This is a genomic window from Pedobacter frigiditerrae, assembly GCF_032678705.1.
Classification (GTDB): domain Bacteria; phylum Bacteroidota; class Bacteroidia; order Sphingobacteriales; family Sphingobacteriaceae; genus Pedobacter; species Pedobacter frigiditerrae_A.
The window spans coordinates 1236495-1248701 of the sequence record NZ_JAVTSS010000001.1; the positions used below are offsets into that span (position 1 = coordinate 1236495).

Annotated in this window: 12 protein-coding genes; 3 read left to right on the forward strand and 9 right to left on the reverse strand. The window is 35.8% G+C overall.

The window, feature by feature from the left end:
* The first annotated feature begins 12 nt into the window (after positions 1-12).
* Both kdsA and R2Q59_RS04860 read left to right on the forward strand, forming a co-directional pair.
* Positions 13-822 (forward strand): 3-deoxy-8-phosphooctulonate synthase, encoded by an 810-nt coding sequence (gene kdsA, locus R2Q59_RS04855; protein WP_316784078.1) that lies wholly within the window; start codon positions 13-15, stop codon positions 820-822.
* Between the two features lies 1 nt (position 823).
* Positions 824-1546 (forward strand): DUF2071 domain-containing protein, encoded by a 723-nt coding sequence (locus R2Q59_RS04860; RefSeq protein ID WP_316784080.1) that lies wholly within the window; start codon positions 824-826, stop codon positions 1544-1546.
* Here R2Q59_RS04860 and R2Q59_RS04865 read toward each other — a convergent pair.
* From R2Q59_RS04865 to R2Q59_RS04875, 3 genes are read right to left on the reverse strand one after another with little or no spacing between them, the layout of a single operon-like run.
* Entirely contained in the window at positions 1543-1971 is a 429-nt protein-coding gene (locus R2Q59_RS04865) for a DUF6526 family protein (protein WP_316766352.1), read from the reverse strand. The two genes, R2Q59_RS04860 and R2Q59_RS04865, sit on opposite strands and share 4 nt — an antisense overlap.
* Complete coding sequence (locus R2Q59_RS04870; protein ID WP_316784082.1) at positions 1971-3866, reverse strand: OmpA family protein; 1896 nt, start codon at positions 3864-3866, stop codon at positions 1971-1973. The genes R2Q59_RS04865 and R2Q59_RS04870 overlap by 1 nt, the downstream gene beginning before the upstream one ends.
* A gap of 48 nt (positions 3867-3914) precedes the next feature.
* Positions 3915-4538: a 7-carboxy-7-deazaguanine synthase QueE gene (locus R2Q59_RS04875; RefSeq protein WP_316784084.1), complete on the reverse strand. Its 624-nt coding sequence runs from the start codon at positions 4536-4538 to the stop codon at positions 3915-3917.
* A gap of 46 nt (positions 4539-4584) precedes the next feature.
* Between R2Q59_RS04875 and R2Q59_RS04880 the strand changes: the two genes are divergently transcribed.
* Positions 4585-4920 carry a Rieske (2Fe-2S) protein gene (locus R2Q59_RS04880; protein ID WP_316784086.1) on the forward strand — a complete coding sequence of 112 codons (336 nt, stop codon included), beginning with the start codon at positions 4585-4587 and terminating at the stop codon, positions 4918-4920.
* Positions 4921-5029: 109 nt separating this feature from the next.
* Here the strand turns inward: R2Q59_RS04880 and R2Q59_RS04885 are convergent, their stop codons facing one another.
* The 6 genes from R2Q59_RS04885 to R2Q59_RS04910 form a co-directional block, all read right to left on the reverse strand.
* On the reverse strand, positions 5030-5452 hold the full coding sequence (locus R2Q59_RS04885) for a PIN domain-containing protein (RefSeq protein WP_316784087.1): 423 nt from the start codon (positions 5450-5452) through the stop codon (positions 5030-5032).
* On the reverse strand, positions 5452-5712 hold the full coding sequence (locus R2Q59_RS04890; protein WP_316784089.1) for a DUF6364 family protein: 261 nt from the start codon (positions 5710-5712) through the stop codon (positions 5452-5454). Before R2Q59_RS04890 ends, R2Q59_RS04885 begins: the two co-directional genes overlap by 1 nt.
* A gap of 171 nt (positions 5713-5883) precedes the next feature.
* Positions 5884-6765 (reverse strand): bifunctional 5,10-methylenetetrahydrofolate dehydrogenase/5,10-methenyltetrahydrofolate cyclohydrolase, encoded by an 882-nt coding sequence (locus tag R2Q59_RS04895; protein WP_316784091.1) that lies wholly within the window; start codon positions 6763-6765, stop codon positions 5884-5886.
* Positions 6766-6852: 87 nt separating this feature from the next.
* On the reverse strand, positions 6853-8640 hold the full coding sequence (lepA, locus tag R2Q59_RS04900; protein WP_316766366.1) for a translation elongation factor 4: 1788 nt from the start codon (positions 8638-8640) through the stop codon (positions 6853-6855).
* A gap of 408 nt (positions 8641-9048) precedes the next feature.
* On the reverse strand, positions 9049-10188 hold the full coding sequence (locus R2Q59_RS04905; protein ID WP_316784093.1) for a hypothetical protein: 1140 nt from the start codon (positions 10186-10188) through the stop codon (positions 9049-9051).
* 68 nt (positions 10189-10256) lie between these two features.
* Positions 10257-12104: a Xaa-Pro dipeptidyl-peptidase gene (locus R2Q59_RS04910; protein WP_316784095.1), complete on the reverse strand. Its 1848-nt coding sequence runs from the start codon at positions 12102-12104 to the stop codon at positions 10257-10259.
* Positions 12105-12207: the final 103 nt, after the last annotated feature.

Here is a 12207-nt window from a genome sequence, read left to right on the forward strand (position 1 = left end):
ACATACTATAAAATGCTGCAACTAGATAAATTAAAACACCAAGATTCTAATAATTTCTTTTTAATGGCTGGCCCTTGTGCCATAGAAGGTGAGGATATTGCTCTTCGAATTGCTGAGAAAATAGTTGAACTTACTGACAAACTTAATATCCCATTTATTTTTAAAGGTTCTTATCGCAAAGCGAATAGAAGTAAAGGGAGTTCATTTACAGGAATTGGAGATGAAAAGGCATTAAAAATACTTGAGAAAATCGGGAAAGAATTTAACGTGCCAACAGTTACAGATATTCACGAAAGTGGAGAAGCAGCAATGGCAGCAGCTTATGTTGATGTTTTGCAAATTCCAGCATTCCTTTGTCGCCAAACTGATTTATTAATCGCAGCTGCAGAAACTGGAAAAGTTGTCAATGTTAAAAAAGGGCAATTTTTATCTGCTGGTTCTATGAAATTTGCTGTAGACAAAATCAAAGATTCAGGAAATAACAGAGTTATTCTTACTGATAGGGGAAATACATTTGGTTATCAAGATTTGATAGTTGATTACCGAGGTTTACCCGAAATGCAAAGTTTCGGCGTACCAGTAGTAATGGATTGTACACACTCGTTACAACAACCAAATCAAAGCAGTGGTGTTACTGGAGGCAAGCCTGAGTTAATTGCTACGATTGCAAAAGCGGCAATTGCCGTAGGTGCCGATGGCTTATTTATTGAAACCCATCCAGACCCTGCAAATGCAAAATCTGATGGAGCAAATATGCTAAACTTGGCTTTGCTTGAAGATTTATTGATTAAATTGATTAGAGTAAGACAAGCAATTATTTAGAGTGATTGGAAATGATATCTTCTTAACGGCCGAATGGAGAAAATTAATCCTAGCTAATTACGCTGTTGATAAAGAAGTTTTACTAAAATATTTACCTCCGTTTACAGAACTGGATGATTGGCAAGGCAAATACTATGTTAGTCTTGTTGGTTTCATGTTTGTAAACACTCGCTTAAAAGGAGTTAACATTCCATTTCATGGTAATTTTGAAGAGGTTAATTTAAGGTTCTATGTAAAGTATAAGGACAACGGTGATTGGAAACGAGGAGTTGTTTTTGTAAGTGAAATTGTGCCCAAACCAGCAATCACTTTTATTGCAAACACAATTTACAAAGAGAATTATAGGACTTTGCCAATGAAACATTCTTGGTTACAAAATGAAAATCAATTAGGTGTTGAGTATGCTTGGAAATTAAAAAATTGGAATTCTATATCGGTTACAGCTATGCCAAACAGCCAACCTATCTTAATAGATAGCGAAGAAGATTTTATTACCGAACATTATTGGGGTTATACCAAAATTGGCGAAAATATCACTTCGGAATATGGCGTAGGACATCCACGATGGGAAACTTATCCCATTATCGATTATAAAATAGATGTGGATTTCGAGAAAAATTATGGAGAAGATTTCGCTTTCTTAGCTAGTGTGGAACCTGATTCAGTAATGTTAGCTGAAGGTTCTGAAATCAATGTTAAAAAAGGAAAAAAACTAAAAGGTTAAAGTCTATATCTATCCGCTCTCCAATTTTTTATTAAAGCTTTTATATCTTTTGCTGATAATTTTTCGGCAACAGCTTTATTTACTAATCCTTCCAATTCTTCATCTGAAGCAAAACGTAGTGCTATAATTTGGCTACCTCTAAGTTCCTGAGGTAACAATTTTCCCGATAGAGTAAAATATCTCAGGTTTTCTTGGGCAAAAATAGCCCTATCTTGTGCTTTAAGTGGAAACTGTCTAACATACCAGAATAAAATGATGGCAATCATAAATAAAATCAGCAGCAAAGCCGAATTATAATGATTTGCATTAGTTAGAGAATGATAGAAGTTAGCGATTGCCCCAATCGTTCCTGCAACTATTAAGAAAGATAACACAAAATGGTATCCTTTTACATATCTACCATGGTTTTTGAAATTTTGTTCCATTATATTTTCGTTATTACAAATTCTGTTCTTCTATTTTGCTTTCTACCTTCCTCAGTAGTGTTGTTAGACCTTGGTTTTGTCTCTCCATATCCCTTATAAGAAAGTCGTTTTTTATCAATCCCATTATTTACCAAGAAATCATATACCGCTTTTGCTCTGTTTTCAGAAAGCACATCGTTTAATTTTAAATCACCAACATCATCCGTATGTCCTTGAATTTCAATAGACATAGTTGGATTACCCATAAGTAAATCTATCAAAATACTTAGCTCAACTTTAGAGGTAGGAAGTAAATCGTACTTATTGGTATCAAAGAAGATGTTATATAAGGTAACTGTATTCCCTACTTTTATTTTGTCTAACAATATCTCTAACAGGTAAGGCTTGTTGGCATTTACTTTTGTAAGCTGAAAATTTTGAGAGTTAAATAAATAACCCTCAGCTTCAACATTAAAGGAGTATTCACTTCCAATAGGCATAACAGCTAAAAAATCTCCAGTTTCTTTAGACGTGTAATCGTTAAAAACAGGATTGTTCGCCTTCAAATCAATTACTAGAACATTTGCCTCTAATAATGCTTTGGTCTCTTTATCTCTTACTATTCCTTTTACATAAGTTATGGGTAAAGGTTTTACTTTTTCTGGCAATAAGAAGTGATAAATATCTAAGTCGCCAAATCCTCCATCTTTTATATTTGATGAAAATAACCCTTCTGAACCATCGGCGGTCACTATTAAACCGATTTCTTCATTAAAAGTATTTATAGGATAACCTAAATTAACAGGGGTGGAAAATTGACCATCATCCGCCATGCGACTATAAAAAATATCTTTATCGCCAAAGCCAGGCCATCCGTTTGACGAAAAGTAGAGTGTTTTTCCGTCAGCATGAATAAAGGGCGTATTCTCGTCGTAAGGTGTATTTACTTTCGGACCAAGGTTTACTGGGTCAGTCCATTTTCCTTCGTCTGTAAGCGTACTTTTCCAAATATCATAACCACCAATTCCTCCTGGTCTGTTGCTTACAAAATAAAGTGTACTTCCATCAGGGCTTATTGAAGGTTGGGATTCCCAGAATTCTGAGTTAATGATTTTACCTAAATTAATTACTTTGCCCCAATCATTTCCTTCTTTTCTAGAAACATAAATATCACATCTACCTAAGCCATCTGGGCGATTGCAACCTGTAAAAAACAGATATTTTCCATCAGGAGATATAGATTGAGCCCCCTCATTAAAATTAGGGGTATTAATTTTATTGCTTAATGGAATAGCCTTTTGCCATTCATTATCTTTTTTGGTGCTGATGTAAAAATCTTCATTACCTTTTACAACCCTCGTAAAAATAATGGTTTGCCCATCTGCGGTTAGCGCTGGAAAATAATCTCTATCGCTGCTGTTAACATAAAAACCCATATTAATAGGCTCATATTTTGTCGGCGATTTAATGGCTGTTATAGCAAAATTGCAATCTAAAATATACTTCTTAGTTCTGCTAATATAATCTTTATCTGTTCCCGCGTACTTTTGTTGAAACAAAAGGAAACTATTTTTGGCTTGGCTATAATCGCCTGTCAACAATTCGCTTTCTCCTAAAACGTAGTAAATTCTAGGTTCTATGTTTGGAGCAGAGCTGATAGCTTTTCTGTAATTTTCTTTGGCTTTGGTATGGTTTTTTAACCTACGGTAGAGGTCACCTAGTTGAATATAGGCTAACTGAAATTTAGGGTCGGCTTTTATAGCTTCATCTAAATGCTTTATCCCATCCTCATAAATATTCTGTCTTAAATACTGTTGTGCATCCTCAAAACTTTCTTGCGCTTTTTTATTAAGCGAATTTTGGGCAATTGCCGAAAAAGTATTTAAACAAAAGAAAAATATTAAATATTTTTTCATTCAGCCATGGGGATTTGGTTATGACTAATGTAAATAAAATATCGAATATTATGGAATGTTGAGGAATTTATGGGTTTGCAGTGATATTTCCCATTTTGGATTGGACATTACATAATCAACAATTAGGGGTGTCATTTCCTTAGATTTTGACCACTCTGGTTGTAGATATAATTTACAAGTAGAAGAAACGCTTTCGGCATATTTTTCGGCCCATTCGAAATCGCTTTTATTAAAAACAATAACTTTTAGCTCGTTGGCAAAAGGAGTAATATCTGGTCTTGGAGCCTTAAATTTCTTTGGAGAAAGACAAATCCAATCCCAAGAACCTGAAAGAGGATAGGCGCCTGAGGTTTCTATAAAGGTTAAAATTCCTTTGTCTTGAAGTTTTTTAGTTAGATAATCTAAATTATAAATTAATGGCTCTCCACCGGTAACAACTACCGCTTTACCTGGAAATGTATCTGCTTTCTGCACAATATCATCCGAAAGTGTAAGTGGATGTAGTTCTGCATCCCAACTTTCTTTCACATCACACCAATGGCAACCCACATCACATCCTCCTAAACGAATAAAATAAGCAGCTTTTCCGGTATTGTATCCTTCGCCCTGTATCGTATAAAATTCTTCCATTAAAGGAAGTAATGTCCCATCTTCTGGTATATTGTGTGCCATTTTGTAAATTAGAGCGCAAATATACACATTCAAAAAAGTAGAAAAGATGATTTGGGTAAAGGTTTTGTCAAAACAAGAAACTGAAAGAGAAGATTTTGTAGAAATGGCAAAAGCCGATGGAAAGAAAATTTGTGTAATTAAGCATAAGGGAAATTTTTCTGCAATTCAAAATACTTGTCCACACGCAGGAGGAATTTTAAGTGGAGGATGGTGCAAAGAAGGAAATATTGTTTGTCCTATACATAGGTACGAATATAGCCTAACTACAGGAAGAGGGGCGGAAGGACAAGGGGATTATATTGATATTTATCCAACAGAGTTGAGAGAAGATGGATTGTATGTGGGTTTTAAGCAAAGTTGGATTAAGAAGCTGTTTTCTTAAGAAAGTCGTCATTGCGAGGTACGAAGCAATCCTAAGCTTTATAGGAGACATTGCAAACGTTGTAAGATTGCTTCGTGCCTCGCAATGACGAAAACATATTTATATTTTCTTAATTCAATAAATACCTATTAAAAAACTCCTTACAATCCAAAACCTCAATTTCTGAAAAGTAAAAATCTTCGGTGTCTTCAGTTACGATACAATTGCATTTATTTTCTTTGGCAGCATAATACTCAAGGCCATCCTCAAAATCGTGTATTTTTTTATTGCTTAGCGTTTTAATAACTCCATCGCTAAGGTTTTCTGCAATTTTTATATGTTGGCAAAGGATATCAATCTTTTGTTTTGCCAAAGCCGATTTATGCTTTTTCTCTGCGAAGTAAAAAGCAATGGCTAAACAAAGAGGAGAGGTGTACACTTCGAATTTTGGATTTGATGCTAAACTTAAAATCCTTGAAGAATATGTAAAAGTTGGATATTCCTTGTTTAACACAGAAACAAGAACGTTGGCATCTAAGAAAATCCTAACCATTATTTTTTAGAAGAGAAGAACTCATCTTTGCCAGCTTTGCGAGAAGTTTTTGGCGTTCTTTTATATTCTACTTCGCCCTCTGCAACCATACTTACCCAATCTGCTACTGGAAAATCTTCTAAAGACTTGTATTCTTTTGCTGTAACCTGGGTTAATAAATGCTCAATTAAACGAGACAAACTTATATTATTAGCTGCAGCATATTTTTTTGCTTTTGCTACAACATCTTGATTAAAGCTTAAAGTTAATTTCGCATCCATAATTCTCTAATTTAGTAATCAAAGATAGTAATTACTACGTGAAATAAAAATTACTTATACGTGTAAATTTAATTTCACTCATCCGAGTCTTCGACTACGCTCAGACTGACAAATCTTTTAACTTATTTCGAATATTTAAAAAGCCCCCCCTTTGGGAAGATTTAGAGGGGATTAAGAATATATCTCACCCTTAGCAGATGCTAGAGTATTCTTCAATAAACCAACTATAGTCATTAAGCCAACGCCTCCAGGTACAGGGGTAATCCAAGATGATTTTGGAGCTACATTCTCAAAATCTACATCACCGTATAGTTTAAAGCCAGATTTGGTTTCTGTTGAAGTTTCTCTGTTAATGCCAACGTCAATAATAATTGCACCTGGCTTAACCATATCCTGCTTTACAAAGTTCTTTCTTCCAATTGCAGCTACAACTATATCGCCCTGCAAAACCATTTCTTTTAAGTTGTGCGTTTTACTGTGTGTAAGGGTTACCGTACAGTTTCCTGGGTTTGCGTTACGAGCCATTAAAATACTCATCGGACTACCTACAATATTACTTCTACCAACAACAACACAATGTTTACCAGTTGTATCAATATGATAAGCTTGTAACATCAATAAAATGCCATAAGGAGTTGCCGGAATAAAACAAGGTAAATTGCGCATCATTCTGCCCAAATTCACAGGGTGAAAGCCATCAACATCTTTGCGATAATCTATAGTTTCAGTAACTTTTTCTGGGTCGATATGTTTTGGTAAAGGTAATTGGACTATTAAACCATCAACATCCGCATCTTTATTAATCTCTTCTATTTTAGCTAACAACTCAGCTTCAGTAACCGAATTATCATATCTAAATAATGAAGATTTAAAACCAACTTTCTCACAGTTTTTCATCTTACTGGCAACATAAGTTTCGCTACCACCATCATTACCAACCAATATGGCAACTAAATGTGGTTTACGACCACTTTGTACTAAAAAATCTGCTGCTTCTGCTGCTATTTCTGTTTTTATCTTTTCTGATGCGAATTTGCCGTCGAGTAGTTGCATTTAGTATTGAGTATAGCGTATTGAGTATTGAGACATAAAGTCGTGTTGCAAAATCGCAATACGCATATCGCAATACGCAATACTATGTTAATCTAATTTTAAAACTGCCATAAACGCACTCTGTGGAATTTCTACGTTTCCAACTTGGCGCATACGTTTTTTACCTTTTTTCTGTTTCTCCAATAACTTACGTTTACGAGAAATATCACCACCATAACATTTAGCGGTAACGTCTTTACGTAAAGCACTTAAAGTTTCACGAGCAATAACTTTAGCGCCGATTGAAGCTTGAATTTTAATCTCAAATTGTTGACGAGGAATTAGTTCTCTCAACTTTTCGCAGATTTTTTTACCAAAATCATAAGCATTGCTACGGTGAATTAATGAAGACAAAGCATCAACTGGTTCATCGTTTATTAACATATCTAAACGTACCAAATCAGATTTGCGGTAACCTACTTGATGGTAATCGAAAGAAGCATAACCCTTAGAAATCGTTTTTAATTTATCATAAAAATCAAATACAATTTCGCCCATTGGCATTTCAAAAACCAACTCAACTCTATCAGAAGTTAAGTATGATTGATTTACAATTGTTCCTCTTTTCTGGATACAAAGTGACATTACAGGTCCAACAAAATCAGCTTTTGTAATGATGTTTGCTTTGATAAATGGCTCTTCAACAGAATCTAATTTACTTGGGTCGGGCAAATCAGATGGATTATTTACAAAAATTTCTTCGCCTTTAGTTGAATGTGCAATGTAAGATACGTTGGGAACGGTAGTAATTACCGTCATATCAAATTCACGCTCTAAACGCTCTTGGATAATCTCCATGTGTAGCATTCCTAAGAAACCGCAACGGAAACCAAAACCCAAAGCTGCAGAACTTTCGGGCTCAAAAACGATAGAAGCATCGTTTAACTGTAACTTGTGCATTGCTTCACGAAGTTCTTCAAACTCATCAGTATCAACAGGGTAAATACCTGCAAATACCATAGGTTTTACTTCCTCAAAACCTTGTATAGCGTCTAAGGATGGTCTAGCAACATTTGTAATCGTATCTCCAACTTTAACTTCACGAGCTTCTTTAATACCAGAAATAATGTAACCCACATCTCCAGTTTTAACGGATGCTCTTGGCGACATATCCAGTTTTAAAATACCAACCTCATCAGCTAAGTATTCTTTACCAGTATTAATGAATTTTACTTTGTCACCTTTTTTGATTTCGCCGTTTACAACTTTATAGTAAGCGATAATTCCTCTAAATGAGTTAAATACACTGTCAAAAATTAAAGCTTGCAACGGAGCTTCTGGGTCGCCAACTGGTGCTGGAACTCTGTCTACAATAGCTTGCAAAATTTCAGGTATTCCCATTCCAGTTTTACCAGATGCAGGAATAATTTCTTCTCTTTTGCAACCAATCAAATCAATAATTTGGTCTTTTACTTCTTCAGGCATCGCCCCAGGCAAATCCATTTTATTTAAAATCGGAATGATTTCTAAATCGTGTTCCAATGCTAAATAAAGATTAGAAATAGTTTGAGCTTGTATACCTTGAGATGCATCTACAATCAATAAAGCACCTTCGCAGGCTGCAATAGAACGAGATACTTCGTAAGAAAAATCAACGTGTCCAGGTGTATCAATTAGGTTAAAATTGTATTCCTGACCATCAATTTTGAAATTCATTTGTATAGCGTGACTTTTAATCGTGATACCACGTTCACGCTCCAAATCCATATTATCAAGCAATTGAGCCTGACTTTCGCGTTGAGAAATCGTCGCTGTATATTCTAGTAACCTATCGGCTAATGTGCTTTTGCCGTGGTCTATATGTGCAATTATGCAAAAATTACGTATGTGCTTCATCTTTGTGCAAAGATAGTTTTTTTAAAGGAAAAAGTAAGATGTTGAGCAAAGCGAAATCCCAATTTATGAAGAGAAGATGTTTGAAAGGCAAAAAATAAGTTTAAATGCAATTCTAATAGCACTTTGACAATTTATTGCAGCTTTACACTTAATCTTTTTACTGTCTTTCGAAAAGCTCATGATGACACCTAAACCCACTTTGACATAGCAGACCGAGAAATGCTACTAAGCCTTGATCTTTGGTTACCTTTCCATCAAGGGAAAGGTAAGAGCCTTTCGGTGGCTAACCGAGGCAAGCTTGAGCAATGGGCAGGAAACTTGTAGGAAACGCTATTCTTAAAAGATTTCTACGCCCTATGAAAAACAGAGACTCATAATGACGTGATTTGTTAAGTATTACACAGCCCTTTACTTCACTAACTCAAACGCATTCCTCTCATTACCAATCCATTTGTACTTATAAATAGTAGATTGTTGTTGCCCATCTTTAGCTTTACTGTTATGAGAGATATAGAATAAACCATCGCCCAATGGCAACAAACCTGTAGCGCCATAAGGAAACGACCAGCCCCTAATACCAGATTTAACATCATTTTTTCCAGCAGCTAATAATGAAAGCGATTTTACTTTTATTTTTTGGTTGTCTGATAAGATATAAGTTTCGGAAGGCTTTCTCTTGCCATCAATAACAAACAAGTCATAGTTTGGAAATTGAGGTTTTGATCCTTTGTAAACTGCGGCAAATAAATTTCCAGTGGATGGGTCGTAAGCCATATTCTGAATTCCATAACGACTATTGCCTGTTTTTACGAAATACTTTTCTAATGGTTTTTGTGGACCAGAGTGATGCAATTTATCTTGTGAAAGCTTTTGTTCGTATTTCCCCCAATCAGCAATATCATATTTCAAAATCACTTGATGATCGTTGTCATTTCTAGCCGTATCACCGTAAACACCGTAAGCGACATACAGGAATTTTTTAGCATTATTCGGATTACCCATAGCAGGTGCAAAGGCAACGCCATCTATGCCAGAACATGCAAAGCGATGAGCAACCTCTTTACTGCCGACTTTAACTTTCGCATTGTAATCATCTACTGCTTCTTTGATATAAACTGTACGCAGTAAATCTTCTTTTTCTGCATTCATATTAGGGCGTACAATTCTTGATCCATCAAATATGGCGATGTAAAAACCATCTTCATTAACCGTTTTAACGCCTAATTCTTTTTTGATGCCTTTACCAATTGCATCGTTTTTATATTCTAATGAACCATAAATTTTCCCATCGGCAGTAAGGTCTAAATCGCCCAGATGACCAACAAACCCAGTTACGCTACCAATTAGATTACCCTTCAAATCCATTTTAAGTAACTTATCTGTAAAAGAAAAATAAACAAATCCATTTTTTTGATCCACCACTACACCCTGTACATGCAAACCACCTTGTTTGCCAGAATAAATAGAATCTGGTAGTTTAACAGTTTGTGATTGAGATTTTGAGGTTAATGCGATAATGAAGAAGAGAAATAGAATTAATTTTTTCATCTAAGATTGTTTATGAACTGAAGCGATAGGATAATTATCGCTTCAGTTATGGATGTTTTATAAAAGATTTATTTGATGGCTTTTTCCAATGCGCTTGCTCCACCAACCACAGGTAAAGTAAGTGTGGTACCATTTAAATCGATGGTGATTTCTGTACCAGCTTTAGGCCAAAGCGTAAATTCCTTATCGCTAGAGAAAATCATTAATGCAATTTGTTTACCAGCTGGGATAATCTGGTCATCTGGTTGAAGATTAAACTTCAAATCGTAGAATTTACCAGGCGTTAATGGAGTGCCCTTAGTTATCGATTTATAGTTTTGAGGGTCTGCCCAGCCACGCGTGATCACGTTATCCATCAATTTTACACCAGTTCCTTCACTCCAAGGCAATGCAACTAGCCATACTGAAAAGTTTGCTGCTGGTTTACTGCTAGCTAGTTTAACACTAATTTGTGCAAGGCCAGATAAATGAATGGCTTCTTTTAAAACCGGACTAACATATAATAAACGATGTTCTGATTTTTCTGCCTTAGCTAAATCACTACCTGAGAAGGAAACATCGTCACTTAGTTTTTCTGAAGATTGATTTGCTAGCTTGCTAGTCAATAAGGTGCCATGGCTAGGTCCGCCAGCACCCAAATAAAGTTTAACATCAGCCGCTGCTGGATTTGGATAATCTGCATAAGCAGTAGGATTTGTATTAGGCTCTTTCTCTCTTACGATATAGGCTTTTGGTTCTTTCTCCACGCCATTTTCAATGCCAAATAAATAACGAGTAAACCACCTGTTCATCATTTGTAATGGGGGTGGGCCACCGTGACCGCCTTGATGATAGTAGATTTTTGCAGGAATTCCTTTTCCCTCAACAGCTTTGTAAATGCGATAGCTATGCTCTGGCATTACGTTCCAATCGTTAAAGCCGTGCGACATTAATAAAGCGGCTTTCCACGGTTTTACAGCATTTAGGTAATCTCTTCCTGCCCAAAAACTATTGTAATCACCTGTAACACGATCCATTCCTTTTGCCATTTCGCCATCTCTTACAGTTTTGTCCGAATAAGCTCTTTTGTCTTCAGCTCCGCTATGGATATAATCATACAATACATCAACATCTTCACCTAAATAGCCACCTGGGTTTCTAATTAAGCCGTTTGAGCGGTAATAGTTATAATAAGAAGTATTTGGTGCAACTGGGATAATTGCTTTTAAGCCTTCAACACCTGTAGTTGCAGCAGCAACAGGTAATGTACCATTGTAGGAAGTACCCGTCATGCCAACGCTTCCGGTACTCCAAAATGCTTTTACTTTTTCATTTCCGTCTGGTGTTGTATAACCGTTATCTTTTCCAGATAACCATTCTATAACAGCCTTTGGTGCTAATGATTCGTTAATGCCACCAACAGTAGGAGAGCCTTGAGAAAGTCCTGTTCCAGGAGATGAAGAATGAACGATGATAAAACCTCGTCTAACCCATTCTCTAATTAATGAATTAGAAATGATAGGTCTGGTTCCTGTGCGTTTTACTGTCGGATGAATACGTGCCACTGGAGGTTTTACGCCAACTTCATGTTTTACATCCCAAAATGTTCCTAGTGCTGTACCAGCTGTTCCTGCGTAATAAGGACTTGTTTCATATATAACTGGAAGCTTTAATCCTTCAGTTTCAGTTTGAAAAGGTCGGGTTACGCTTACATGCATGCGATCGAGTTTTCCATCACCATCTGTATCAAATGTGGTTTCTACCCATAAATCGTGGCGTATCCATTTTTCTGGCGTTTCAAATGCGGCCACAATCTGGGCTTCGCCATCTTTAAATACGGGTACAGCTTTTTCTTGGGCAGTGGCCGAAAAAGAAGTTATGAATAAGGTCAGTGAGAAAATAACTGCCTTGCTTTTAGGTAGGAGAGTATTGATCATCTTTTTGTTTTAGTACGAACGACTAATATAAAGAATCTCTTCCTGTAAATAAATCAATGATGATTGTCTATCTTAATTTTTACTAAACATTTAATTTCCTGAA